This is a genomic window from Jiangella alkaliphila (assembly GCF_900105925.1).
Lineage (GTDB): Bacteria > Actinomycetota > Actinomycetes > Jiangellales > Jiangellaceae > Jiangella > Jiangella alkaliphila.
This window is the reverse complement of record NZ_LT629791.1, coordinates 5,437,513-5,463,420: the sequence shown is the minus strand read 5'-3', so window position 1 is coordinate 5,463,420 and position 25,908 is coordinate 5,437,513. Positions and strand designations below refer to the sequence as shown.

Below are 25,908 nucleotides of genomic sequence, written 5' to 3'. Positions count from 1 at the left end.
GGAGGCCTCTGGCCCCCCGTCGCCATCGGTTTCGCACATCCCTCCATGGGGTCGAGACGCGGCTGTGGACAACCGCTTTCCGGGCTCGGCGGTCGGGTAGTGTCGGCCCGGTGGCGGGCCGGGCATACCGGCGGCGACTGGGGGCCGGAGGCTCCCACGAGTCGTCGGTCCGGGGCGCAAGAGGATCGGAGCCAGTGAGTTGAGGTGCCTGGCCCGACACGTAGAGGGGACATAGTGAGCCAGGGCGATGTGACGGTCGAGAAGTTGCTGACGGCGGCCGTCGGGGCCGTCGGCGGCACCGAACGCCCTGGTCAGGTCGAGATGGCCGAGGCGGTGGGCGAGTCGGTGGCCGAGGGCCGGCACCTGCTCGTCCAGGCCGGCACCGGAACCGGCAAGTCGCTGGCCTACTTGGTGCCGTCGCTGCTGCATGCCGACGCGTCCGACGGGCCGGTCATCGTCGCGACGGCGACGCTCGCGCTGCAGGCGCAACTGGTCGACCGCGACCTCCCGGCGCTGGCGAAGGCGGCCGAGCCGCTGCTCGGCCGGCCGCCGAAGTGGGCGACGCTCAAGGGCCGGGCCAACTACGCGTGCCTGCACCGCGTCCGCGACGGCGCCCCCGACGATCAGGGCGAGCTGGTCCCCGTCGAGCAGCTGTCCGCCGGGCCGCTGGGTGTCGAGGTGCTGCGTGCCCGTGAGTGGGCCGAGGAGCAGGCCGGCACCGGCGGCACCGGCGACCGCGACCGGCTCGAACCCGGCGTCAGCGACCGCGCGTGGTCGCAGATCTCGGTGTCGTCGCGCGAGTGCCTGGGCGCCACGCGCTGCCCGTACGGCCAGGAGTGCTTCGCCGAGGTCGCCCGGGCCCGGTCCGACGGCGCCGACGTCGTCGTCACCAACCACGCGCTGCTGGCCATCGACGCGCTCGAGGGGCTGCCGGTGCTGCCCGATCACGACGTCGTGGTGGTCGACGAGGCACACGAGCTGGCCGCGCGGGTCACCAGCATCGCCACGGCCGACCTGTGGCCGGGCGTCATCGACCGCGCGGCGATGCGTTCGCGCGCGCACGTCGACGACGGCGACGCCGAGGAGCTGCGCGCCGCGGGGGAGCACCTGCGGGCCGCGCTGCTCGACGCGCCGGTGGGGCGGCTCGACACCGTCCCCGAGGGGCTGCTGGCGGCGCTGGCCGGCGTGCGCGACGCCGCCCGTGCGGTGCAGTCGGGGTTCGCCGGGTCTTCCCGCGAAGAGCGAGCCGCCGACGTCGAGGCGTCGCGGCGCGCCGCCAAGACGATGATCGACGACGTGTACGGCACGGCCGAGCGGATGGTCGCGAACGGCGAGCACGACGTGCTGTGGGTCGAGGAGCGCGAGCGCACCGGCCGGTCGTTGCGGGTCGCGCCGCTGTCGGTGGCCGGGCTGCTGCGCGAGCGGCTGTTCGGCCAGAACACCGTCATCGCGACGTCGGCGACGCTGGAGCTGGGCGGCTCGTTCGACGCGGCTGCCGGGGCGTTCGGGCTGATGGGCGAGGGCGCGCCGGGGTGGCATTCGCTCGACGTCGGGTCGCCGTTCGACTACGGCAAGCAGGCCATCCTCTACGTCGCGCGCGACCTGCCGAGCCCGGGCCGCGACGGCCTGCGGCCCGAGGCGGTCGACGTCCTGGTCGAGCTGATGGCGGCGGCCGGCGGGCGGACGCTCGGGCTGTTCTCGTCGCGGCGGGCCGCGCAGGAGGCGGCCGAGGCGGTGCGCAAACGGCTGCCCGACCTCCCCGTCCTCTGCCAGGGCGACGACGTCGTGGCGACTTTGCTGCGCACGTTCGCGGCCGACGAGAAGACCTGCCTGTTCGGCACGCTCTCGTTGTGGCAGGGCGTCGACGTGCCGGGCGGGGCGTGCCAGCTGGTCGTCATCGACCGCATCCCGTTCCCGCGCCCCGACGAGCCGCTGTCGTCGGCGCGGCAGCGGGCGGTCGAGAAGGCGGGCGGCAACGGCTTCATGTCGGTGGCGGCGACGCACGCGGCGCTGCTGCTGGCGCAGGGCGCCGGGCGGCTGATCCGCCGGTCGACCGATCGCGGGGTGGTGGCCGTGCTCGACCCGCGGCTGGTCACCGCGCGCTATGGCAGCTACCTGCGGGCGTCGCTGCCGCCGATGTGGTTCACGGCCGACAAGACGGTCGTCTCGGGCGCGCTGCAGCGGCTGGCGGTGCCGTTGTCCTGAGCTGCTGGCCGCTGGGCCAGTGGGCTGGTGGGCCGGTGGCCGAGTTCAGCACCGGCCGGGGCGCTTGGTGGCCTGGACGCCCCGGCCGGTGCCGGCTCGTTCCCCTCAGATGCGGCGCATGACCGCGACCACGCGGCCGAGGATCGTGGCGTCGTCGCCGTCGATCGGCTCGTACTCGGCGTTGTGCGGCAGCAGCCAGATATGGCCGTCGCGCTTCTTGAAAGTCTTCACCGTCGCGTCGCCGTCGATCATCGCCGCGACGATCTCGCCGTTCTCGGCCACCGGCTGCTGGCGGACGACCACCCAGTCGCCGTCGCAGATGGCCGCGTCGACCATCGAGTCGCCGACGACGCGGAGCATGAACAAGGTGCCCTCGCCGACCAGCTCGCGCGGCAACGGGAAGACGTCTTCCACTGCCTGCTCGGCGAGCACGGGACCGCCCGCCGCGATGCGTCCCACCATCGGCACGTACGACGGCGTCGGCAGGGTGCTCTCTTCGTGCTCCATCATCTGCCGGGTGAAGTCGCCCGGCGCCGTCCCCGGCGGGAGCACCTCGAGCGCGCGCGGGCGGTGCGGGTCGCGGCGGATGTAGCCCTTCGTCTCGAGCACGCCCAGCTGGTGGGCGACGCTGGACGGGCTGGACAGGCCGGCGGCCTGGCCGATCTCGCGCATGCTGGGCGGGTAGCCGCGACGGCCCACGGACTCGCGGATGACCTCGAGCACCTTGCGCTGCCGCACCGTCAGGTCGGCGGGATGCTGGTGGGTCTCCGGGAAGCTGTGCACCGACGCGACGGCTGCCTCACCGCGCTCCTCGTCGTCGTTGTTGGCCACCACGCCACCTCCGGCTATGTCGTTCGTTGCGACGGCGTTCGAAAACGCGTCGCAGGGTCGATTGATGTGGCCACAGTAGCTGGAATGCAAGACACGATCAAACATCTGTTCGAACGTGTCTCGACTCTGTCAGTGGCAGCGTGTACAACTATTCGTACAGTCGTTCTATCGAACGGTTGTGCGACAAGACCGGAGGCTGACCATGGCGACGACGACCTACATCCCGCCTTTCGAGACCCGTGCTCGCGTGGTGATCGAGCCCGAGCGCCCCGACGCTCCGCCGCTCCGCCACGTCGCGCGCCGGCGTCCCGCCGGGCGCCCGACGCCCGTCCCGTGCGCGACGTCGGCCGAGCCCTCGCTGCACGGTTCGCGGCTCACCCGGCGTGGGCGTGTCGTGGTCGGGCTGGTCTGGCTGCTCCTGCTCGTCGCCGGCGTCCTGGCGTTCGTCCGCCCCTGGGGCGGCGCCGAGTCCCCGGGCGGCGCCCCCGTCGTCACGACGGTCGAGGTCCGCGGCGGCGACACCCTCTGGGAGCTCGCCACCGACGTCTCGCCCACGGCCGACCCGCGCGAGACCGTCGCCGCCATCATGGAGCTGAACGGCATCTCCTCCGCCGCCGACATCCGCCCCGGCGACCTCATCCAGGTCCCGTCCGCGCACTGACCCGGTCCCCGGTCGTGACACGCCGGGCGGTCGTGGACGGGCATCGCCTCCATGCCCCCACGTCCGCCGGCGTGTCGTCGACCGTCGGCCGGGTTTGAACCGTTGGTCTTCGGCCCCTGCTGTTCGATGGTCGAGGGCGCGGCGGCGCGCCTCAAGCGGACTGTTGGGCGCTTCGCGCCATCGTTGACCGCTTGACCCGCGCCGCCGCGCCCTCGTTCGAACAGCCATCAGGGGGCCTTCCGAAAGTGGACCGGGCTTTCAGGCCCGCTGACTGTTTGCTCTCCGCCGGCCTCTCACGGTTGCCACCCTTTTGGGCGACCGGCTCCGCTGTGCGTCGGTGTCCGCTGGCCGCCTCGGGCCGCTGGTCGCCGGCGACCGACTCCGCTCTGGTTGAGCTCTGCTGGCCGCACCCGCCCATGATCATGTTCCCTAGCGGTCGCTGAGGCGCCGCCAGGGAACATGATCATGGGCGGGGCAGCAACGAGCCACCCCACATCTTGTGGTCGCTCCGTTCTTCCACAGCCCGCCCACGCGCCGTCATCCACAACCCACACCCCACCAGCGCACTCCTCGACTCGAACCAGCAGGGCGGCCCCCAAAACAAGCACTGGCCTGCGACAACCGCCAACCACCACCACCCAGCCGACCAACAGGTTCAGCTCACAGCGGAACCCCGCGACGCGCCGACGCACTTGATCGACTCATCCATGACCTGCGGCTTTGAAACACCCTCCCGCGACTGAGGCGATTCGGTTGCAGACGCCCCTCCGGCCGACGTACCGTACCCCTATATCTAGTAGTTACACAGGTGTAAGCTGTCCACAGGTAGTGGTCGAGAGTGCACAAGTTGTCCCCATCTCGTCCACAGGTCCAGCGTCGAGGAGGTGCCCCATGCACTGTCCGTTCTGCCGTCATGCCGACAGCCGGGTGGTCGACAGCCGTACCGCTGACGAGGGCACCGTCATCCGCCGCCGGCGGCAGTGCCTCGCCTGCGAACGCCGGTTCACGACCGTCGAGCAGTTGACGCTCGCGGTGGTGAAGCGGTCCGGGGTCACCGAGCCGTTCAGCCGCGAGAAGGTCATCGCCGGGGTGCGCCGCGCGTGCCAGGGCAGAGGCGTCAGTGAGGACGCGCTCGCCCGGCTGGCCCAGCGGGTCGAGGAGCAGTTCCGCGCGTCGGGGAGCGCGGAGATCCCCAGCCGCGAGGTGGGCCTGGCCATCCTGAGCCCGCTGCGCGAGCTGGACGAGGTCGCGTACCTGCGCTTCGCCAGCGTGTACCGCGACTTCGACACTCTGGCCGACTTCGAGAACGAGATCGCGACGCTGCGGGCCGACCGCGAGCGGTCCCAGCATCACCGCGACGAGGCGGGCGAGACCGGCGAGACGGACCGGTCGGGCGAGTCCGACGGGGACGGCGGCGAAGGCCGCCAGCAGGACTCCACCCTGACCGTCGCGGAACCGTGAGCCAGCAGTCCAGTACGACAACCGAATGAACAGGCCCGGACACACGGGCAAGCCGGGGGAAGTGAGGAAGGTCCATGACGGAGACGGTGAGCGGGCCGAGCCGCAACAGCGCGGGGAGTAAGCCGGGCGGACGGTCGAAGAAGCGCGGGCTGAGCGTCCAGCGCATCTACACGACCGCCGGCGTCCACCCGTACGACGAGGTGACGTGGGAGCGCCGCGACGTCGTCCAGCAGAACTGGAAGACCGGCGAGACCGTCTTCGAGCAGAAGGGCGTCGAGTTCCCCGACTTCTGGTCGCTGAACGCGTCGACGATCGTCACCACGAAGTACTTCCGCGGCGCCGTCGGCACCGACGTGCGCGAGTGGAGCCTGCGCCAGCTCATCGACCGGGTGGTGAACAAGTACCGGACGTCCGGTGAGGACGAGGGCTACTTCGCCTCGCCCGGCGACGCCGAGGTGTTCGAGCACGAGCTCACCTGGATGCTGCTGCACCAGGTGTTCAGCTTCAACTCGCCGGTGTGGTTCAACGTCGGCACGAAGTCGCCGCAGCAGGTGTCGGCGTGCTTCATCCTCTCGGTCGACGACTCCATGGACTCGATCCTCAACTGGTACCGCGAAGAGGGCATGATCTTCAAGGGCGGCTCCGGCGCCGGCCTCAACCTCTCGCGCATCCGTTCCAGCAAGGAGCTGCTGTCCTCCGGCGGGACGGCGTCCGGCCCGGTCAGCTTCATGCGCGGTGCCGACGCGTCGGCGGGGACGATCAAGTCCGGCGGCGCCACCCGGCGCGCGGCCAAGATGGTCGTGCTCGACGTCGACCACCCCGACGTCGAGGAGTTCATCCAGACGAAGGCCCGCGAGGAGAACAAGATCCGCGCCCTGCGCGACGCCGGCTTCGACATGGACCTCGGCGGCGCCGACATCGTCTCGGTCCAGTACCAGAACGCCAACAACTCCGTCCGCGTCAACGACGAGTTCATGCGCGCGGTCGAGGACGGCAGCGAGTTCGGCCTGCGCGCCCGCATGACCGGCGAGGTCATCGAGACCATCGACGCCCGCAAGCTGTTCCGCGACATGGCTACGGCGGCGTGGGAGTGTGCCGACCCCGGCATCCAGTACGACGGCACCATCAACGACTGGCACACCAACCCCGAGACCGGCCGCATCACCGCGTCGAACCCGTGCTCCGAGTACATGAGCCTCGACAACTCCAGCTGCAACCTCGCCAGCCTCAACCTGATGAAGTTCCTGCGGCCCGACGGGAGCTTCGACGGCGCGACGTTCGCCAAGGCCGTCGAGCTGATCATCACCGCGATGGACATCTCGATCACGTTCGCCGACTTCCCGACCGAGGCGATCACCGCGACCACCCGCGCCTACCGTCAGCTCGGCATCGGCTACGCCAACCTCGGCGCGCTGCTCATGGCGTCCGGCCTGGCCTACGACTCCGAGGGCGGCCGCGCGCTGGCCGCCGCGATCACGTCGCTGATGACCGGCGCCGCCTACAAGCGCTCCGCCGAGCTGGCCGGCGTCGTCGGCCCGTACGACGGCTTCGCCCGCAACGCCGAGGCGCACGCCCGGGTCATGCGCAAGCACGCCGCCGCCACCGACGACCTCCGTACGGTCGCCTCGCTCGACGCCGACGTCCGCAGCCTCGCCACGAAGGTGTGGGCCGAGGGCAACAAGATCGGCGAGAAGAACGGCTGGCGCAACGCCCAGGCGTCGCTGCTCGCGCCCACCGGCACCATCGGCTTCATGATGGACTGCGACACGACCGGCATCGAGCCCGACTTCTCGCTGGTCAAGTTCAAGAAGCTGGTCGGCGGCGGCTCCATGCAGATCGTCAACCTGACGGTCCCGAAGGCGCTGAAGAAGCTCGGCTACGCCGACGAGACCATCGAGGCGATCGTCGAGTACATCGCCGAGCACGGCAACGTCGTCGACGCGCCCGGCCTCAAGCCCGAGCACTACGAGGTGTTCGACTGCGCCGCCGGCCAGCCGCGGGCCATCGAGCCGATGGGCCACGTGCGCATGATGGCCGCCGTCCAGCCGTTCCTGTCCGGCGCCATCTCCAAGACGGTCAACATGCCCGAGTCGGCCACCGTCGAGGAGATCGAGGACGTCTACCTGCAGGGCTGGAAGCTCGGCCTCAAGGCGCTCGCCGTCTACCGCGACAACTGCAAGGTCGGCCAGCCGCTGTCCGACGCCAAGGCGAAGGGTGCGGACAAGGCGTTCGACAAGGACGCCGAGAAGGACGTCGTCGTCGAGTACCGGCCGACCCGCCAGCGGCTGCCGAAGACGCGGCCGAGCCGCACCACCTCGTTCACGGTCGGCGGCGCCGAGGGCTACATGACGGCGGGCTCCTACCCCGACGACGGCCTCGGCGAGGTCTTCCTGAAGCTCGGCAAGCAGGGCTCCACGCTGGCCGGCATCATGGACGCGTTCTCGATCGCCATCTCCATCGCGCTGCAGTACGGCGTCCCGCTGGAGACGTACGTCGAGAAGTTCACCAACATGCGCTTCGAGCCGTCGGGCATGACCGACGACCCGGACGTGCGCATGGCGCAGAGCGTGGTCGACTACATCTTCCGTCGCCTCGCCCTGGACCACCTGCCGTTCGAGTCGCGCGCCGCGCTCGGCATCTACACGGCGACCGAGCGGGCCCGCCAGCTCGACACGGGGGATTACGCCCCGGTCGAGGATGTCGACGTCGACGTCGACACGTTCCGTCAGTCGGCGCCCGTGACGCCTAAGGTCGAGGCCGCACTGGCCAAGCCGGCCCCGGCCGCCGAGGTCGCCTCCGCCCGGCCCGCTCCGGTCGAGGCCCACACGTCGGCCGAGCTGCTCGAGGTCATCCAGGGCACCAGCACCGACGCGCCGCTCTGCTTCACCTGCGGCACGAAGATGCGCCCGGCCGGCAGCTGCTACGTCTGCGAGGGCTGCGGCTCCACCAGCGGCTGCAGCTGACATACGCACACACGCCGGCGGCCGCGGGGACGAATCCCCGCGGCCGCCGTCGTGCGTATGCGGCTCAGCGCACCAGACGGGCGCAGGTGACGGCGAGCCAGGCCCAGCCGGCCAGGATGCCGGCCGTGAAGGCGAGCACGCCCCAGCTCGCCCCGGCGCTGCCCGACACCGCGAGGAAGCCGGCCAGGATCAGGGCCCCGCTGGCGACGGAGTAGGCGCCGGCGCCGCGGCGGCCGGTCCGCCGCAGTCGGCGGCCCAGGGCGAAGCAGGCGATCGCGAAGCAGACGAAGCCGACCGTCCCGGCGCCCAGGTGGGCGAGCGCGTGCCAGCTCATCGTGTCGGCGGCGGAGGCGGGGGTGCCGGGCGGGAAGCCCTCGACCGGGTCGGCGACGAAGACGCCCGCGGCCAGCAGGGATACCCCGAAGACGCCGACCAGGCGCGGCGCCCAGGTGCCGGCCAGCCCCGTCCGCGCCAGCCCGACGGCAGCGGCGACGGTCAGCGCGGCGGCGACGACGAAGTTCGTGATCTGCACCCAGCCGTAGTCGCCGTTGGCGAGCACGCTCGCCGCGTGCCGGGTGGGGTCGTAGCCGTCGCGGAGTAGGTACTGGCCGACGACGGTGGCCACGTACAGCGGGCCGGCGACGACGCCCGCGGTGAGCAGCCGCCGGGACGGGCGGGCGGCCGAGGTGGAGGCGACGGCGGGGGAGACGCTGGCGGCGATGGAGGTCATGGTCCCGGTCCTTTCGATGCGTGGGGTGCCCGGCTGACCCCACACTTCCACCGAAAAATAAAGTTGTCAAGACTTCCAAAGCTGTCGGTTACGTCCGGGGCTTCACGCCGGCCACGAGTTCCTTGACGCGGGCCGGCTCGACGTAGCGGGCGCGGACGGCGCCGCTGGCGAGGCGGCGGACCAGGGCGTCCTCGGGCAGCGGCTGCTGCGACGCCAGCAGGACGACGTTGCCGTAGCGGCGGCCACGCAGCTGGCCCGGCTCGGCGACCATCGCGACCTGCGCGAACGCCTCCAGCGCCGTCGCCGCCTCGACGCGGGACTCGCGCACCTGGGCGGTGTCGGCGATGTTGCCGATGTACACGCCGCCGGCGCCGAGCACCCGCGCGGCCTCCGCGTAGAACCCGGTCGTCACCAGGTGCCGCGGCACTTGGGCGCCGTCGAACGCGTCGCGGATGACGACGGCGGAGTACGCCTCCGGCAGCGACCGCAACCCCTCCAGCCCGTCCAGAGCCTTGAGCCGCAGCCCGCGCACGGACCGCAGCCCGAACGCCGCCCGCATCAGCCGGATCAGCAGCGCGTCGATCTCGAACACCGTCTGCGGCGAGCCCGGCCGCGACGCCGCGACGTAGCGCGCGAGCGTGCAGCCGGCCCCGCCCACGTGGACGGTGGGCAGCGGCGCACCCGGCGGTGCGGCGACGTCCAGGACGTGGCCGGCCCACTGCATGTACTCGAAGTCCAGCCGGGTCGGATCGTCCAGGTGGACGTACGAGCTGGGCACGCCGTTGACGAGGATCGTCCACCCGCCCGGGTCGGACCGGTCCGGGACCAGCTCCGCGGTGCCGGAGTCGACGTGATGGAGTCCGGCGAACCGTTCGGGACGGGGGCGGTCGCTGCCACGGGACGAGGGCACGAGCGATAGGTTCGCAGCATGGCTGACCGACCGCAAAAGAACCTCCACGTAGGCGCGCCGTACCGGGCCGACGAGGCGCGCTACCTCGATACCCCCTACCGCCGCAGCGGCCGCACCGGCCTGAAGCTGCCCGCCGTCTCGCTCGGCCTGTGGCAGAACTTCGGTGACGAGTCGCCGCTGGCCACGCAGCGGGCCATCCTGCGCACGGCCTTCGACCGCGGCGTCACCCACTTCGACCTGGCCAACAACTACGGCCCGCCGCCCGGGTCGGCGGAGAAGAACTTCGGCCGCATCTTCGCCGAGGACTTCCGCCCGTACCGCGACGAGCTGATCATCTCGACGAAGGCCGGCTACGACATGTGGCCCGGCCCGTACGGCGAGTGGGGATCGCGCAAGTACCTGCTGGCCAGCCTCGACGCGTCGCTCGACCGCATGGGCCTCGATTACGTCGACATCTTCTACTCGCACCGGTTCGACCCGGACACGCCGCTCGAGGAGACGATGGGCGCCCTCGACACCGCGGTCCGGTCCGGACGGGCGCAGTACGCGGGCATCTCGTCGTACTCGCCGGAGCGCACCCGCGATGCCGTCGCGATCATGCGCGAGCTGGGCACGCCGCTGGCCATCCACCAGCCGTCGTACTCGATGTTCAACCGCTGGATCGAGCCCGACCTCGTCGACGCGTGCGGCGAGCTGGGCCTGGGCATCATCGCGTTCTCGCCGCTGGCGCAGGGGCTGCTGACGAACAAGTACCTCGGCGGGGTGCCGGACGACTCCCGCGCGGCCCGCGGCGGGTCGTTCTCGTCGTCGCTGGTCACCGACGACGTCGTCACGCGGCTGAACGCGCTGGCCGGCATCGCCGACTCGCGAGACCAGACGCTCGCGCAGCTGGCGCTGTCGTGGGCGCTGCGCGACGAGCGGGTGACGTCGGTGCTGATCGGCGCTCGGACGGTGGCCCAGCTCGAGGACAGTCTGGGCGCGCTGGACCGGCTCGACTTCACCGCCGAGGAGCTGGCCGAGATCGACAAGTACGCCGTCGAGATGGGCCTGAACATCTGGTCCCGGTCGAGCGACGCGTGACCCGATGAACGAGCGTCAGCGCCGCAACCCGCGCACCGAGGCCATCTGGACGCAGCTGTACGAGGCGCTGGCCGCTCTGAGCACGTCCACCGGCCGGCGTGAGCTGGAGATCGTCGACCTCGGCGGCGGGAGCGGCGTGTTCGCGGTGCCGCTGGCCCGCATCGGCCACCGCGTCACCGTCGTCGACCCGAGCCCGAACGCGCTGGCCACGCTGGCGCGCCGGGCCGCGGAGGCGGGCGTGGGCGACCAGGTCACCGGCGTCCAGGGCGACGCGGCCGACCTGGCCGGGGTGGCCGGCCCGGGCGGCGCGGACGTCGTGGTGTGTCACGGCGTGCTCGAGGTGGTCGACGACGTGTCGGGGGCGGTGACGGCCATCGCGGCGGCGCTGCGCCCCGGCGGCGTCGCCAGCGTCGTCGTCGCCCAGCGCTACGCCGCCGTGCTGGCCAAGGCGCTGGCCGGGCACTTCGCCGACGCGCGCTTGCTGCTCGACGACCCGGACGGCCGCTGGGGCCGCTCCGACCCGCTGCCGCGCCGGTTCGACGAGGACGGCGTCAGGTCGCTGCTGGGGGCCGCCGGGCTGCGCGTCGACGAGGTCCACGGTGTGAGAGTCCTCACCGACCTCGTCGCCGGCAGTGTCGTCGACGACCCCGCCGAGGTGGCCGCGCTGGCCGAACTGGAGGCCGCGGTCGTCGCGCATCCGGCATTCCGGGCGGTCGCCGCGGCGTTGCACGTGCTCGCCGGCAAGCCCGCGGGGGTGGACGTGTGACGGGGTCGCGGGCGGGTACTGCGACATCCATCGGCTTCGGTCGAACGCCTGGCTTTCTTCGGTGGCGTCGGCCGCATATGCTGGTCCTTACAGCAGGTGCCCATGGATATCCGTGTTCATTGGAGGGGAACGGTGCCACTCTCCGATCATGAGCAGCGGCTGCTCGAGCAGATGGAGCAGGCGCTCCTCGCCGAGGATCCGAAGTTCGCCACCGCCATGCGTGGTGCGGATCTGCGACGGCGGTACCGGCGACGTGCGGTCTTCGCCGGCCTGATCTTCGTCGTCGGGGTTGTGATGCTCATGACGGGCGCGGTGACACAGGTCATCGCGCTCGGCGTCGCCGGTTTCGTCGTCATGCTCGGCTCGGCCTTCTACGCCGTCACGTCCTGGCGTCGCGTCCCGCCGACCGACGGTGCGGCAGCGGCCGCCACCGACGTCCCCGACATCAGCCCTGGCTCGTCCCGCCGGCAGCGCCGGCCCAAGGGTCCCAAGGGCCCGCGCCCCAGCGGCTCGTTCATGGAGCGCATGGAGCAGCGCTGGCGCAACCGGCGCGAGCGCGGCTACGGGCAGTAGCTCCACGGTTCCACGCGGCCGGCGTCGCCCTGGTCCATCGAGACCCAGGCGGCGCTTTCGCGTTTCCTGGACGTCGCTGGTCCCGACCGGGCCGCCCACCCGTGGCCCCTCACCCGCGCCCGATGGTTCCGGCCCGATGTCGAGGACGGTGGCCGGGGGCCGAGGACGGTCGCCCCGGCCCCCGGCCGTCACTCGGCGGGCGGGCGGGGAGCCGGAGCCGCGGCCTGGCGTCGCAGGCTGACCGAGCCGATGGACGTGCGCAGCCGTTCGCCGGTGGTGTCGATCCAGTCGAACCCGTCGACCAGGCGGCGGTTGGCCTCACCGGCGCTGTCGCGGAGCCGGGTCGGCAGCAGGAACGCCTGGATCCGCTGCCCCAGTGAGGCCGAGCGGCCGATCGAGCGCCGCACCATGTCGGTGTCCTCGCGCAGGGCCTCGACGGGCTCGGCCCGGCGGGCGTAACGGGCCTGTTCGACGGCGCCGACGAGGTGGTCCAGGAGTTGGCGTTCGTCGTCGTCGAGCGAGGCGGACGTGGCGAGGCGGCGGCCGGTGACCCGCGGGGTGGCGGCCGGGTCCCAGGGCTGGCCGGCGTCGCGAGCGGCCTCGCGCAGGTCGGCCCAGGCGGCCTCGGCCAGCGCGCCGGCGTCGTCACCCGCACGGCGCCAGCGCAGTTCGCGGCCGATGCGCGCGGCCACCGACGGGGTCGCGAAGAACGCCACCAGCGCCAGCACTCCCAGCAGGATCAGCGGCCACTGCGACGGCGGGTCCTGGCTGCCGGACGCCGCGCCGCCGCCGAGCTGGTCGTCGCGGGGGATGGACGGGACGGTGCTGGACGGCGACGGAGCCGGCGCGGACGGGTCGTTGGGGTCGGGCACCGGCGCGTTCTGGCTCGGGACGGTGGTCCAGTCGGGGGCCACGCCGGTGATCTCGCCCGGGGTGGGCTCGAACCGCACCCAGCCGGACCCCTCGAAATACAGCTCCGGCCAGGCGTGGGAGTCGTGCGACTGGACGATGTACGTCCCGTCGCCACCGGGGGCGGGCCTGCCCTGGGTGAACCCGACCGCGACCCGCGCCGGGATGCCCAGGTAGCGGGCCATGATGGCCATCGTGGCGGCGAACTGCTCGCAGTAGCCGACCCGATCGTTCAGGAACTCGACGAGCGCGTTGGTCGTGTGGCCGGACGTCGCCTCGATGTCGTACTCGAAGTCGCCCTCGACGCGGAACCACTGCTGCAACGCGGCGGCCCGGCTGAAGTCGTCCTCGGCGCCCTCGGTGACCTGCTCGGCGAGGTCGGTGACCATCGACGGGAGCTCGTCGGGCAGCTCCAGCATCGCGTCGACGTCGTCGCTGGGCGGGCCGGCGTTGCGCAGCGCATCGACGGTCGGCTCGACGACCAGGCTCCGGACGTCGTAGGTGCGGGCGCGGACGTCGTCGCCGTCGGCCACGACGTCCAGCGTCGGCGCGTGGTAGCGCCAGTCGCCCTCGATGTCGATGCTCTGCGCCGGGTAGGGGAGCGGCAGCCAGCTGGAGCTGAAGTCGGGGGTGACGCTGATCTCGTAGTCGACGTAGGGCCAATCGGCGTCTGCGAGGCCCTGCGGGTGCGGCATCCCGGAGTCGACGGAGTCGGGCACCGGCCGGTCGGACGTCTTCCACTCCTCACCGTCGAACACGTCGAGCGTGACGATGCGGATGTAGGTGGGCGCCTCGGTGGCGGAGCTGTACTGCAGCACCTCGACGTTCTCCTGGCGCTGCAGGTTGCGCTGGAGGTCGATGATCGGGTTGTCGGTGCGGATGGTCTGCCCGCCACCCCCGCCCCTGCCCTGGCCCGGACCCAGCACGCCCTCGGTCAGCACCGGCGCGATGCCCGGCACCGCGACCGCCACCGCCAGGGCCACCGCGCCGACCCGGCGGCCGTTGCGGGCCAGCGAGTCGGTCTCGGGGATGCCGCTGCGCCGCGCCGACGGGCTGGCCGACCGGCCCCACGCCGCCACGCGGGTGCGTCCCTCGGAGACCAGCAGCGCCAGGAAGCCGGTGGCCGGCGGCAGGAACCACCACCAGTCCAGCCCGGTGGACATGACCGACGCCGCGACGGTGTAGCAGGCGGCCAGCGGCACGCCGGCCAGCGGGACCTTGCGCAGCCAGACGGCGAGCGCGTCGACCAGCAGCGCCACCAGGCCGGCGCCGCCGACCAGCATCATGAGGATGCCGCGCGGCACCGGGATCGGGGCGACGTACGTGGACGTGACGTCCGTGCCCTCCTGGAACACGTCGACGAGCCGGGTGGCCCAGTCGGTGGTCGGGATGAAGCCGAGCAGTGCGACGTCGTTGGCGACCAGCACGCCGAGCCACAGCACCACGACCGCCAGCTGCGCGACCGGGACCAGCAACGAGGGCACGCCGAGCTTGCGCAGGACGTACCCGCTGCCGGCGACGAGCGCGACCACGATGGCAGCCGGCACGATCCAGTCGTCGGTCTGGGTGATCGAGAACAGCGGCAGCACCGACAGCCAGGCCGCCACCGCCGCGACGATTGTCAACCGGCCGTGTGCACTCAGCGACGACATCAACCCGCCTCTCGTCCGCTCGAGGCGCCGGCCGACGTCGGGGCCGGCGCGTGCACGGCCGGTCGCTGCAGTCCGAGCCGCTCCCACAACGTGGCCAGGTGCTCGCCGCGCTTGGCCACGATGACGTTCCAGCCGGCGCTGCGCAGCACCTGGACACCAGCGGTGAGCCGCACGTGCTCGCGGTTGTTCTCGCCCAGCGACGTCCACGACATGACGTCGAGGACGACGGCCAGCGCGGCGGTGGAGCCCTGCCGCAGCTCGGCGACGACGCGGGCCTCTTGCTCGGTGAGCCGGCCGAACACGCCGACCAGCAGGCCGGTGGCGGCTTCGGCGCCGCTGAGGAGGTCGGGCCAGCGGCCGACGGACGCGTCGCGCTGCGGCTGGACGACGGCGAGCGCGTCGAGCAGCGACACCTTGGCGTCGCCGGGGCCGCTGGCGGGGTCGTGCCAGTTCGTCGAGACGGCGCCGCCGTGGTCGGTGGCCAGCCGGACGGCGTAGCCGCGCTCGGCCAGGTGGACGCCGACGGACGCGGCCGCGGTGACGCTCCACTCCAGTGAGGAGTCGATGCCCTCGCCGGTGTGCCCGGTGGTGCGGGTGTCGAGCAGGATCGTGGCCCGGCTCTGCCAGGGCTGCTCCTCGCGCCGGACCATCAGCTCGCCGTGGTGGGCGGTGGCCCGCCAGTGCACGCGGCGCATGTCGTCGCCGATGCGGTAGGCGCGGATGGTGGCGTCCTCTTCGCCGGCGGCGGCGATGGCGCGCGGCCGGCTCTCGCCGCTGCCGCTCCACTCGCCGACCAGCCGCACCGCCGGCAGCGGGTGCACCGTCGGCGTGACGATGAGCGTGCCGACGTCGCTGAACGCGCGCCGCAGCTCGACCATGCCGAACGGGTCGGTGACCCGCACCGTCAGCGGCCCGACCTTGTACCGTCCGCGCACGACCGGGTCGATGGCGTAGGTGACGTCGCGCCGGAACCGCGACCACACGTGGTCGAGGACGAACCGCGGCCGGGCGCCGAGCGTGAACGGGATGCTGTCCTCGACCAGCAGCACGCCGGTCGGGATGCGCGCGGAGTTGGCCAGCCGCAGGTGCACCGTCGCCCGCTCGCCGACGGAGACCCGGGGCGGCTCGACGGACCGCGACGCCGCCAGCCGCACCCGGCTGCGCAGCGCCACGATCAGGCTGATGGCGGGGACGATGGCCAGCAGCAGGCCGACCCTGAGCACGTCACGCTGCCCGGCCAGGACGGCGGCCACGATGGCGCCGCCGCCGACCGCCAGGAAGGCCCAGCCGCGACGGGTGAGCCCGGACAGCGCGTCGTTCATCGGCCGCTACCGGGCCGGTTCGGGCTGCGGGATGCGCTGGATGAGGTCGGCGACGATGCTCGAGGCGTCGCGGCGGCCGATCTGCGCCTCGGCCGTCGGCAGCAGCCGGTGGCCGAGCACGGGGGCGGCCAGCGCCTGGATGTCGTCGGGCAGCACGTACTCGCGGCCCTCCAGCCCGGCCCACGCCTTCGCGGCCCGGATGAGGTGCAGCGTCGCGCGCGGCGAGGCCCCCAGCCGGAGGTCGGGCGAGGTGCGGGTGGCGCTGGTGAGCGCGACCGCGTACTCCTTGATCGGGTCGGCGACGTACACGCCGCGCACCAGCCGGACCAGCTTGTGCACGTGGGCGGCGTCGGTGACCGGCTCGAGCGGGTCGAGCGCGCTGGTCGACCCGTGGGTGTCGATCATCTCGATCTCGTGCCGCGGCGACGGGTAGCCCATGGACAGCCGCATCATGAAGCGGTCGCGCTGCGCCTCGGGGAGGGGGTAGGTGCCCTCCATCTCGATCGGGTTCTGCGTGGCGACCACCATGAACGGCGCCTCGAGCTGGTACGTCGTGCCGTCGACGGTGACCTGCCGCTCTTCCATGCACTCCAGCAGCGCGGACTGCGTCTTCGGCGAGGCGCGGTTGATCTCGTCGCCGACGACGATGTTCGCGAACACGCCGCCCGGCTTGAACTCGAACTCACGCGTCGACTGGTTGAACACCGAGACGCCGGTGACGTCGCTGGGCATGAGGTCGGGCGTGAACTGGATGCGGCGCACCGTGCAGTCGATGGCGCGCGCGACCGACTTGGCCAGCATGGTCTTGCCGACGCCCGGGACGTCCTCGATGAGGATGTGGCCCTCGGCCAGCAGCACTGTGAGCGCCAGCTTGATGACCTCGGGCTTTCCCTCGATCACTGAGCCGATGGCGGACTGGATGCGGGTCGCGGTGTCGGCGAGGTCGCCCAGCGCCAGCTCGGGCACGAGATCGTCGGGCCCCTGCTGGTGACGCCGGCCCGGGTTGAACGGCTCAGGCACGTTTCCTCCTTCGATCCCCGACCTCGTCGGCGTGACGTGCCTCGGCCGATCGTGGAACTCCGCATCAAGTCTCGCAGTGTGCGACGTTCGACCCGCGCTGGAGGTTCCGATCGGCCCTGGCTTTCGCTTACCCGCAGAGCCTATGTCCACTCCCTATGCACGCGCATCCATCCGAACCGGACATTCGATGTTCGCCCGGCCTGGTCGGAGCGTGTGTCGCGGCGCGGGCGGCCGACGTCCCCGTCCCTCTACACCCCGGTCCGGCCGCGCGTTCCCCACTTCCCTCCACCCGGCCGGCCGGCGACGCGCCGATCCGCGTCGTGCCTGGTCGGAGTGGTGATGCGGACGCTGGAGGTCTGCCGTCTCATCCGATTGCAGAACTCCATCGCGCGTTGGAGCTCTGCAGTCGTATCCGATGGCAGAGCTCCAACGGGCCGCCCGGTACTCCCCACCGCAAGCCGATGAGCACCAGCGACAACGGCCTGACCTGCGCGGACGTGGTCCTCGTGCGGCCTCGCTGTGCTCGCCGTCGCCACCACCCGGCGGAACCCGTCGTGGGGCGCGGTGGGGCGCGAGGGGGCAGGATGTGGTTGCAAGTGGGGGAGAGTGGAGTACAGTGGCGGGCAGTGGAGGAAGAGTGGTCCGGCGTGGCGGTCGACGGAGATTCCGGTGACGGTCAGCTCGGACAGCGGGGAGGTGGGCCGTGTTCCTCGGTACCCACACGCCCCGGCTGGACGACAAAGGACGGCTCATCCTTCCGGCGAAGTTCCGGGACGAGCTGGCGGAGGGCGTCGTGATCACACGAGGGCAGGAGCGCTGTCTCTACGTGTGGCCGCGCGCCGAGTTCCTCCGGTTCACCGAGCAGTTGCGCGCCGCCCCGATCACCCACAAGGGCACACGCGACTTCGCCCGGATGCTCGCCGCCGGGGCCAGCGACGAGGTCCCGGACAAGCAGGGCCGCATCACCATCCCGCCGGGGCTGCGTACGTACGCGGCGCTGGAGCGTGAGTGCACCGTCGTCGGTGCGATGACGCGGGTGGAGATCTGGTCCGAGCAGGCCTGGGAGACGTACCAGGCCGAGAAGGAGCCGATGTTCGCCGACATCTCCGAGGAGGTGCTGCCGGGCATCTTCTGACCGCCGTCGCGCGGGAGCGCACGACGAGGTCTCCGGCCGCTCAACCCCTTGACACACCTTCCCCGGTGGCAAGAGGCCAGAGCTGGCAAGTCCGAGCGGACGGGGACCTGGTCGTACGAGCCGCACCACGGCCGCAACAGGCAACGACGAGAGACGCGGGGGTGTCGATGACCGAGCAGGGGGCGCACGTCCCGGTGTTGCTCGACCGAGTCGTCGAGCTCCTCGCTCCGGCCCTTTCGGAGGACGAGGGCCGTACCGTCGTCGATGCCACGCTGGGCCTCGGCGGGCACGCCGAGGCCCTGTTGCGCCGCAGCTCGACGGCCCACCTCGTGGGCCTCGACCGCGACCGCGAGGCGCTGGCCCGGGCCACCGAGCGGCTGGCGCTGTTCGGCGACCGGTTCACCGGCGTCCACGCGGTCTACGACCGGATCGCCGACGTCTTGGCGGGCCTCGGCATCCGGCGCGTACATGGCGTCCTGTTCGACCTGGGCGTCTCGTCCCTCCAGCTGGACGAGGCCGGCCGCGGGTTCGCGTACTCGCGGGACGCACCGCTGGACATGCGGATGGACCAGTCCACCGGCATCACCGCGGCCGAGGTGCTCAACACCTATGCCGCGGCCGACCTCGCCCGCATCCTGCGCCGCTACGGCGAGGAGCGGTTCGCGTCGCGCATCGCGGCGGCGGTCGTGCGCGAGCGGAAGCGGGCGCCGTTCGACACCAGCGCCCGGCTGGTCGAGCTGATCCGCGACACCATCCCCGCGCCGGCCCGGCGAACTGGCGGCAACCCGGCGAAGCGGACGTTCCAGGCGCTGCGCATCGAGGTCAACGGCGAGCTGGAGGCGCTCGAGCGGGCGCTGCCGGCCGCCATCGACGCACTCGCCGTCGGGGGCCGCATCGTCGTGCTCTCGTACCACTCGCTGGAGGACCGCATCGTCAAGCAGCTGTTCGCGGCGCGCACGACGAGCACGGCGCCTCGTGGGCTGCCGGTGGAGCTGCCGGAGCACCGGCCCGAGCTGCGGCTGTTGACCCGCTCCGAGCCGCCGACCAGCGACGAGATCGCCGCCAACCCGCGCGCGCAGTCGGCCCGGCTGCGCGCGGTCGAGCGCATCAGGGAGGCCGCATGAGCGCCGCGGAACGCGCCTACGCACCCGTCGCCGCGCCGCGCCGCCCTGCGCTGCGCAGCGTGCCCGGCCGGGCCTCCCGCGCACCGCGCGCTCCGTTCGTCGTGCTGGTCCTGCTGGTGCTCGGCATCGGCCTGATCGGGCTGCTGGTCCTCAACACCGCGCTGCAGCAGGGCGCGTTCGAGCTGGGTGAGCTGCAGTCGACCACCGACGAGCTGCGCGACCGCCAGACCGACCTCGCCGACCGCGTCGCCGCCCGCAGCGCACCAGATTCTTTGGCCGAGCAGGCGGATCGTCTTGGCATGGTGCCGGCCGAGGACGCGCCGACCTTCCTGGATGTGGCCCCGGGTGCTGATGCGGCTGCGGGCGGGGGTGCTGGCTGATGCCGCCCGGCCGCGGGCGCCGGGGTGCTGTGCCTGATTCTTCACGGGGTGGGTCCGGCCGCCGCCGGGGTACTCAAGAAGACAGCCGGGGGACCCGAGGAGCCCGTAGCGGCACGTCGGCGACCCGTGCCGGTGCGCCGAAGCCGCCGCGCAAGTCCGCCGCCAAGCCAGCCCGCAAGTCCGCCGCCAAGGCCGACCCCAAGCCGGCCCGCAAGCCCGCCGCGCGCCCGAGCTCGCTCGACGACGCCTGGAGCAGCACGCCGCGCCCGTCCCGCACCGGCCGTCCCGCCGCCCAGGGCGCCAAACCGGCCCGGGCCGCGCGTCCGGCCCGCACCCCCAGACCGGCCAAGCCCGCCGCCAGCGTCGTCAAGCGGCGCACGCCCGCCAAGCAGCCGAAGCGCCCCAAGGCGCCGAAGCCCCCGAAGCCGCCGCGCACCGTCCGGCTGGCCGACCCGCGCAAGCGGCTGCGGGCCACGCTGGTCGGCGTCTGCGTGATCCTGTCGCTGTTCGGCGGCCGGCTGATCCAGCTGCAGGGCATCGACGCGTCCACGTACGCCGCCGTCGCGAACACCATCGGGCTGAAGACGGTGCCGGTGCGGGCCGACCGCGGCGTCATCCTCGACCGCGACGGCGATCCGCTGGCCAGCACCGTCGAGGCATACAACGTCGTCGTCGACCAGACGCAGGTGGCCAACCCGGCCGCGTACGCGCTGCAGCTGGAGGGCATCCTCGGCACCGGCGCCGCCGACCTGCAGCGCGATCTCACCGGCGACGACCAGTACGTCGTCGTCGCGCGGGGGGTGCCGGGGGCGACGTGGCGGCAGATCCAGGGGCTCGGCCTGGCCGGGTTCACCGCCGAGACCGCGGCCGCCCGCGAGTACCCGGCGGGCACCGTCGCCGGCAACGTCGTCGGGTTCCTCGGCGCCGACGGCCTGGGCCTCACCGGCCTGGAGCAGTCGATGGACCAGACCCTGGCCGGGACGGACGGCGAGGCGACGTACCAGTTCAGCCCGGGCGGCATCCGCATCCCGAACAGCTCGGCGAACCACGTCACCCAGCCCGAGGCGGGCACCGGGCTGCGGCTGACGCTCGACAGCGACGTGCAGTGGAACACCGAGCAGGTGCTCGCCGAGGCGGTCGCCAACGCCGGCGCGGCCGACGGCGTCGCCGTCGTGATGGACGTCGACACGCAGGAGATCGTCGCGCTGGCCAGCACGCCCACGTTCGACCCCGGCGACCCGAGCACGACCGACGCGGCCGACCGCGGCAGCGCCGCCGTCGAGGACGCCTACGAGCCGGGCTCGGTGTTCAAGCCGATCACCATGTCCGCCGTCGTCGACCAGGGTCTGGCCGACCACACCACCGAGTTCTCGGTGCCCGACAGCATCCGGCGCGACGGCGAGACCATCCACGACTACTACAGCCACGGCGAGGACCAGATGACGCTGGCCGGCATCGTGGCGAAGTCGAGCAACGTCGGCACCGTCCTCGCCGCCGAGACGCTGGACAAGGACGTCTACAACGACTACCTGCGGCGGTTCGGGTTCGGCACGGCGCCCGACCTCGGACTGCCCGGCGAGACCGGCGGCCGGCTGCCCTCCGGCGACGACTTCACCGACCTGACCCGCGACAACGTCGCGTTCGGCCAGGGCATCTCGGTCAGCGCGGTTCAGATGGCGTCGGCGTACGCGACGATCGCCAGCGGCGGCGTGCGGGTCGACCCGCGGCTGGTCGCGGCGACCATCGGCGCCGACGGGCGCGAGACGCCGGTGGAGCCGTCGGCGCCCGAGCGGGTCATCAGCGAGGAGACGGCCGCCGAGGTCACGCTGATGATGGAGGCCGTCATGGGCGAGGGCGGCACGGGCAAGCCGGCCCTGGTCGACGGCTACCGCATCGCCGGCAAGACCGGCACCGCGCAGCGGGTCGACCCCGAGTGCGGCTGCTACGCCGACTACAACTCCTCGTTCATGGGCTTCGCGCCGGCCGACGACCCGCAGTACGTCGTCGTCGTGTCGCTGTTCGACCCGCAGAACGGCAACTCGGGCAGCGCGCTGGCCGGTCCGGCCTTCGCGGACATCATGCGATTCGCCCTCGAGCAGGGCGGCGTCGCGCCGACCGGCACGGAGGCGCCGCAGGTGCCACTCTTCGGCGAGTGACCGAGTAGATTGCTCTGTCGTGCCCGACCGCCCAGGACTGCGACCCCGCCACGTCACGCCGTTGCCGCTGACGGCGCTCGACGCCACCGCGCCGGCCGACGTGCTGGTGACGGGCGTCACACACGACTCGCGGCAGGTCCGCCCCGGTGACCTCTACATGGCGCTGCCCGGCGCGGTGACGCACGGCGCGCGGTTCGCGGCGGCCGCGGCCGAGGCTGGCGCGGCGGCGATCATGACCGACGACGAGGGCCTGGGCCTGGCCGGCGACGTCGGCGTCCCGGTGCTGCGGCTGGCCGACCCGCGGGCGCGGCTGGGTGACATCGCGGCGACGGTGTACGGGCACCCGGCGCGTGACCTGCTGATGCTCGGCGTCACTGGCACCAACGGCAAGACCACGACGACGTACCTGCTGGAGTCCGGGCTGCGCGCCGCCGGGCACACCACCGGGCTGATCGGCACAGTCGAGACCCGGGTCGGCGACGAACGGGTCGCGAGCGTCCGCACGACCCCCGAGGCGACCGACGTGCACGCGCTGCTGGCCGTCATGCGCGAGCGCGGCGTCACGGCCTGCGCCATGGAGGTGTCCAGCCACGCCATGGTGTTCGGGCGGGTCGACGGCGTGGTGTTCGACGTCGCCGGGTTCACCAACCTCTCCCAGGACCACCTCGACTTCCACGCCGACCTCGACGACTACTTCGCCGCGAAGGCCCGGCTGTTCACGCCCGAGCACGCCCGCCGCGCCGTCGTCGTGACCGGCGACGAGTACGGCCGCCGGCTGGCCGCGTCGACACCGCTTCCGGTCGTGACGGTCTCGCTCGGCGACGCCGAATGGCGGGTCGAGCACCTCGGCGACGGCGCGGTCCTGGCCGGGCCCGACGGCGAGAAGCTCGAGCTGCGCGTCCCGATCCCGGGGGCGTTCAACGTCGCCAACGCGGCGCTGGCGGTGACGATGCTGGTGGTCGCCGGCGTCGACGGCGCCACGGCGGCGGACGGGGTGGCGGCCTGTCCCGGTGTGCCCGGGCGGATGGAGCGGGTGCTCGGCAGCGACGCCGGCGCAGCCGACGGGGCCGACGCGGCCGCACCGGTCGCCGTCGTCGACTTCGCGCACACGCCCGACGCCATCGACAACGTGCTCCAGGCGCTGCACCCGCGCGGCCGGCTGATCGCCGTCGTCGGGGCCGGTGGAGACCGCGACCGCGACAAGCGGCCGCTCATGGGGGCGGCCGCCGCGCGCGGCGCCGACGTCGTCGTCGTCACCGACGACAATCCCCGCTCCGAGGACGCGGCCGCCATCCGGGCCGCCGTCGTCGCCGGCGCCCACGCGGTGCCCGACGCGGAGCGGGCGGGGGAGATCCTCGAGGTAGGGGGCCGCCGAGAGGCCGTCCGTGCGGCGCTGCGCAGCGCCCGCGGGCCCGACGACACCGTCGTCGTCCTCGGCAAAGGGCATGAACAAGGGCAGGAGATCGCAGGCGTCGTGCATCCATTCGACGATCGAGACGTGCTCCGCGAGGAGCTGGTGCGGTGGAGTGAGGAGGTTCGGCCGATGGCGCCGGGCGACGGGCGGGGGAAGACAGTTTGATCCCGCTCACCTTGGCCGAGGTCGCCTCGGCCACCGGCGGCAGGCTGGACGCCGTCGCCGACCCCGCCGTCCGGGTCACCGGACCGGTGGTGACCGACTCACGTGAGCTCGGCCCCGGCGGGCTGTTCGTCGCACGGCTGGGAGAGGCGCAGGACGGGCACGACTTCGCCTCCGCCGCCGTCGACGCCGGCGCGGTCGCGGTGCTGGCCGCGCGGCCCGTCGGCGTGCCGGCGATCGTCGTCGACGACACCGAGGTCGCGTTCGGCCGGCTGGCCCGCGCCGTCCTCGACCGCCTCCCGCAGGTGACCGTCGTCGGCGTCACCGGCTCGTCCGGCAAGACGACGACGAAGGACCTGCTGGCGCAGGTGCTCGAGCCGCTGGGGCCGCTGGTCGCGCCGCCGGGCTCGTACAACAGCGAGATCGGCGTGCCGCTGACGGTGCTCCGGGTCGACGAGTCGACCCGCACGCTGATCGTCGAGATGGGCGCGCGCCGGGCCGGGCACATCGCCAACCTGTGCGGCATCGCGCCGCCGCGCGTGGGCCTCGTGCTCAACGTCGGCAGCGCGCACCTGGGCGAGTTCGGCGACCGCGACACCATCGCGCGGGCGAAGGCTGAGCTGGTCGAGGCGCTGCCGCCGGACGGCGTCGCCGTGCTGAACGCCGACGACCAGGTCGTGCGCCGCATGGCCGAGCAGACGCAGGCGCAGGTCGTCATGGTCGGCGAGTCCGTCCACGCCGACGTCCGCGCCGAGGACGTCGCCCTCGACGGCGCCGGCCGCGCCTCGTTCCGGCTGGTGACGGCCGACGGCGAGGCCCGGGTGACGCTGCGGCTGGTCGGCGAGCACCAGGTGTCGAACGCGCTGGCGGTCGCCGGTGCGGCGCTGTCGCTGGGCGTGCCGCTGGCCGACGTCGCCGCAAGGCTCTCGGCGGCGCTGCCGCGGTCGCGCTGGCGCATGGAGGTCACCGAGCGGCCCGACGGCGTCACCGTCGTCAACGACGCCTACAACGCCAACCCCGAGTCCATGCGGGCGGCGCTGAAGACGCTGGCGACGCTGCGGCCCGCGGGTCCGGCCGGCGGCCGGACGTGGGCCGTCCTCGGCGAGATGCGCGAGCTGGGGGAGTCGTCGATCGCCGAGCACGACGCGATCGGGCGGCTCGCCGTCAGGCTCAACGTGTCCCGGCTGGTAGCCGTCGGCGACGGCGCCCGCGCGATCCACCAGGGCGCCTCGCTGGAGGGGTCCTGGGACGGCGAGTCGGTCTGGGTGCCTGACGTCGACGCGGCGTTCGACCTGCTCCGCGCCGAGCTGCGGCCCGGTGACGTCGTCCTGGTGAAGTCGTCTCGCGACGCCGGCCTGCGGTTCCTGGGCGAACGGCTGGTGGAGGACAAGTGATCTCGATCCTCACGGCCGGCGTCGTCGGCCTCGTGGCGTCGATCCTGGGCACTCCGCTGGCGATCCGCTGGCTGGCCAGGCGCGGCTACGGCCAGCTGATCCGCGACGACGGGCCGACCAGCCACCACACCAAGCGCGGCACGCCCACCATGGGCGGCGCCGTCATCATCATCGCGGCGGTGCTGGCGTACTTCATGGCGCATGTGGTCCGGCCGTCGCCGCCGACGGCGTCGGGGCTGCTGGTGCTGTTCCTGGTCGTCGGGCTCGGCGTCGTCGGGTTCCTGGACGACTGGATCAAGATCTCCAAGCAGCGCAGCCTCGGCCTGCGCAGCCGGGCCAAGATGGCCGGGCAGATCGCCGTCGCCGTCGCGTTCGCGATCCTGGCCATCAACTTCCCCGACGAGCAGGGCTACACGCCGGCCTCGCAGGCGCTGTCCGTCCTGCGCGACACGCCGTGGGTGCTGCCGGCGGCGGTGTTCGTGCTGTGGGCGCTGTTCCTCATCTCCGGGTTCTCCAACGCGGTCAACCTCACCGACGGCCTGGACGGTCTGGCCACCGGCGCGGCCGTCATGGTGTTCGGCGCGTACACCCTCATCGGTGTGTGGCAGCTGAACCAGTCCTGCGCCGTCGCGCCGGGACCGAGCTGTTACGAGGTCCGCGACCCCCTCGACCTCGCCGTCGTGTCGGCGGCCATGGTGGGCGCGTGCTTCGGGTTCCTGTGGTGGAACGCCGCGCCGGCCAAGATCTTCATGGGTGACACCGGGTCGCTGGCGCTGGGCGGCGGGCTGGCCGGTCTGGCCATCACGACGCGGACCGAGCTGCTGCTGATCGTGCTGGGCGGGCTGTTCGTCGTCATCACGCTGTCGGTGATGCTGCAGGTCGGCTGGTTCAAGATCTCCGGCGGGAAACGGCTGTTCCGGATGGCGCCGCTGCAGCACCACTTCGAGCTCAAGGGCTGGGGCGAGGTCACGATCGTCATCCGGTTCTGGATCATCGCCGGCATGTTCGTGGTGCTCGGGCTCGGCCTCTTCTACGCCGAATGGGTGGCGACGGCGTGAGC

General features: G+C 72.7%; 20 protein-coding genes. 14 read left to right on the top strand and 6 right to left on the bottom strand.

The features are described from left to right. The first annotated feature begins 234 nt into the window (after positions 1–234). Positions 235–2,205 carry an ATP-dependent DNA helicase gene (locus BLV05_RS24975; protein ID WP_231948604.1) on the top strand — a complete coding sequence of 657 codons (1,971 nt, stop codon included), beginning with the start codon at positions 235–237 and terminating at the stop codon, positions 2,203–2,205. Between the two features lie 105 nt (positions 2,206–2,310). Here the strand turns inward: BLV05_RS24975 and lexA are convergent, their stop codons facing one another. Then, positions 2,311–3,036 carry a transcriptional repressor LexA gene (gene lexA / locus BLV05_RS24970; RefSeq protein ID WP_231948603.1) on the bottom strand — a complete coding sequence of 242 codons (726 nt, stop codon included), beginning with the start codon at positions 3,034–3,036 and terminating at the stop codon, positions 2,311–2,313. A 202-nt stretch (positions 3,037–3,238) separates the two neighbouring features. Here lexA and BLV05_RS24965 point away from each other — a divergent pair, with 202 nt between their 5' ends. From BLV05_RS24965 to BLV05_RS24955, 3 genes are all read left to right on the top strand, one after another. Continuing rightward, positions 3,239–3,697, top strand: a complete 459-nt coding sequence (locus tag BLV05_RS24965; RefSeq protein WP_082155054.1) for a LysM peptidoglycan-binding domain-containing protein — start codon at positions 3,239–3,241, stop codon at positions 3,695–3,697. A gap of 891 nt (positions 3,698–4,588) precedes the next feature. Next, complete coding sequence (nrdR, locus tag BLV05_RS24960; protein ID WP_046767659.1) at positions 4,589–5,158, top strand: transcriptional regulator NrdR; 570 nt, start codon at positions 4,589–4,591, stop codon at positions 5,156–5,158. A 74-nt stretch (positions 5,159–5,232) separates the two neighbouring features. Further along, positions 5,233–8,121, top strand: coding sequence for a vitamin B12-dependent ribonucleotide reductase (locus tag BLV05_RS24955; protein WP_046767660.1), 2,889 nt, complete (start codon positions 5,233–5,235; stop codon positions 8,119–8,121). A 64-nt stretch (positions 8,122–8,185) separates the two neighbouring features. On the opposite strand, the gene BLV05_RS24950 is transcribed toward BLV05_RS24955, so the two are convergent. Together BLV05_RS24950 and BLV05_RS24945 are read right to left on the bottom strand one after the other, a co-directional pair. After that, entirely contained in the window at positions 8,186–8,851 is a 666-nt protein-coding gene (locus BLV05_RS24950; protein WP_046767661.1) for a DUF998 domain-containing protein, read from the bottom strand. 88 nt (positions 8,852–8,939) lie between these two features. Continuing rightward, positions 8,940–9,761 carry a spermidine synthase gene (locus BLV05_RS24945; RefSeq protein WP_046767662.1) on the bottom strand — a complete coding sequence of 274 codons (822 nt, stop codon included), beginning with the start codon at positions 9,759–9,761 and terminating at the stop codon, positions 8,940–8,942. A gap of 18 nt (positions 9,762–9,779) precedes the next feature. Between BLV05_RS24945 and mgrA the strand changes: the two genes are divergently transcribed. From mgrA to BLV05_RS24930, 3 genes are all read left to right on the top strand, one after another. Further along, the gene (gene mgrA / locus BLV05_RS24940) at positions 9,780–10,841 is read left to right on the top strand and encodes an L-glyceraldehyde 3-phosphate reductase (protein ID WP_046767663.1); all 1,062 of its coding nucleotides are present in this window, start codon (positions 9,780–9,782) and stop codon (positions 10,839–10,841) included. 4 nt (positions 10,842–10,845) lie between these two features. Beyond that, positions 10,846–11,607, top strand: a complete 762-nt coding sequence (locus tag BLV05_RS24935) for a class I SAM-dependent methyltransferase (RefSeq protein ID WP_046767664.1) — start codon at positions 10,846–10,848, stop codon at positions 11,605–11,607. Positions 11,608–11,739: 132 nt separating this feature from the next. Next, positions 11,740–12,180: a DUF3040 domain-containing protein gene (locus BLV05_RS24930; protein ID WP_046767665.1), complete on the top strand. Its 441-nt coding sequence runs from the start codon at positions 11,740–11,742 to the stop codon at positions 12,178–12,180. A 188-nt stretch (positions 12,181–12,368) separates the two neighbouring features. Here BLV05_RS24930 and BLV05_RS24925 read toward each other — a convergent pair whose 3' ends face one another. Genes BLV05_RS24925 through BLV05_RS24915 form a run of 3 tightly spaced genes read right to left on the bottom strand, consistent with a single transcriptional unit; the run spans position 12,369 to position 17,029 of the window. Further along, positions 12,369–14,741 (bottom strand): transglutaminase family protein, encoded by a 2,373-nt coding sequence (locus tag BLV05_RS24925; RefSeq protein ID WP_052762263.1) that lies wholly within the window; start codon positions 14,739–14,741, stop codon positions 12,369–12,371. Further along, on the bottom strand, positions 14,741–16,063 hold the full coding sequence (locus BLV05_RS24920) for a DUF58 domain-containing protein (RefSeq protein ID WP_046767666.1): 1,323 nt from the start codon (positions 16,061–16,063) through the stop codon (positions 14,741–14,743). Before BLV05_RS24920 ends, BLV05_RS24925 begins: the two co-directional genes overlap by 1 nt. Before the next feature lie 6 nt (positions 16,064–16,069). Continuing rightward, complete coding sequence (locus tag BLV05_RS24915; protein WP_046767748.1) at positions 16,070–17,029, bottom strand: AAA family ATPase; 960 nt, start codon at positions 17,027–17,029, stop codon at positions 16,070–16,072. Positions 17,030–17,786: 757 nt separating this feature from the next. On the opposite strand from BLV05_RS24915, the gene mraZ reads away from it, so the two are divergent. The 7 genes from mraZ to mraY all read left to right on the top strand — a co-directional run bounded on the left by mraZ (position 17,787) and on the right by mraY (position 25,906). Further along, complete coding sequence (mraZ, locus tag BLV05_RS24910; protein WP_046767667.1) at positions 17,787–18,218, top strand: division/cell wall cluster transcriptional repressor MraZ; 432 nt, start codon at positions 17,787–17,789, stop codon at positions 18,216–18,218. 167 nt (positions 18,219–18,385) lie between these two features. Continuing rightward, positions 18,386–19,342, top strand: a complete 957-nt coding sequence (gene rsmH / locus BLV05_RS24905; RefSeq protein ID WP_082155065.1) for a 16S rRNA (cytosine(1402)-N(4))-methyltransferase RsmH — start codon at positions 18,386–18,388, stop codon at positions 19,340–19,342. After that, positions 19,339–19,722 (top strand): FtsB/FtsL family cell division protein, encoded by a 384-nt coding sequence (locus BLV05_RS24900; protein WP_046767668.1) that lies wholly within the window; start codon positions 19,339–19,341, stop codon positions 19,720–19,722. Before rsmH ends, BLV05_RS24900 begins: the two co-directional genes overlap by 4 nt. 29 nt (positions 19,723–19,751) lie before the next feature. Beyond that, positions 19,752–21,878 carry a peptidoglycan D,D-transpeptidase FtsI family protein gene (locus BLV05_RS24895; protein WP_152690645.1) on the top strand — a complete coding sequence of 709 codons (2,127 nt, stop codon included), beginning with the start codon at positions 19,752–19,754 and terminating at the stop codon, positions 21,876–21,878. Between the two features lie 19 nt (positions 21,879–21,897). Beyond that, positions 21,898–23,457, top strand: coding sequence for a UDP-N-acetylmuramoyl-L-alanyl-D-glutamate--2,6-diaminopimelate ligase (locus BLV05_RS24890; RefSeq protein WP_082155056.1), 1,560 nt, complete (start codon positions 21,898–21,900; stop codon positions 23,455–23,457). Next, complete coding sequence (locus BLV05_RS24885) at positions 23,454–24,848, top strand: UDP-N-acetylmuramoyl-tripeptide--D-alanyl-D-alanine ligase (RefSeq protein WP_046767669.1); 1,395 nt, start codon at positions 23,454–23,456, stop codon at positions 24,846–24,848. Before BLV05_RS24890 ends, BLV05_RS24885 begins: the two co-directional genes overlap by 4 nt. Then, positions 24,845–25,906, top strand: a complete 1,062-nt coding sequence (mraY, locus tag BLV05_RS24880) for a phospho-N-acetylmuramoyl-pentapeptide-transferase (protein WP_046767670.1) — start codon at positions 24,845–24,847, stop codon at positions 25,904–25,906. Before BLV05_RS24885 ends, mraY begins: the two co-directional genes overlap by 4 nt. Positions 25,907–25,908: the final 2 nt, after the last annotated feature.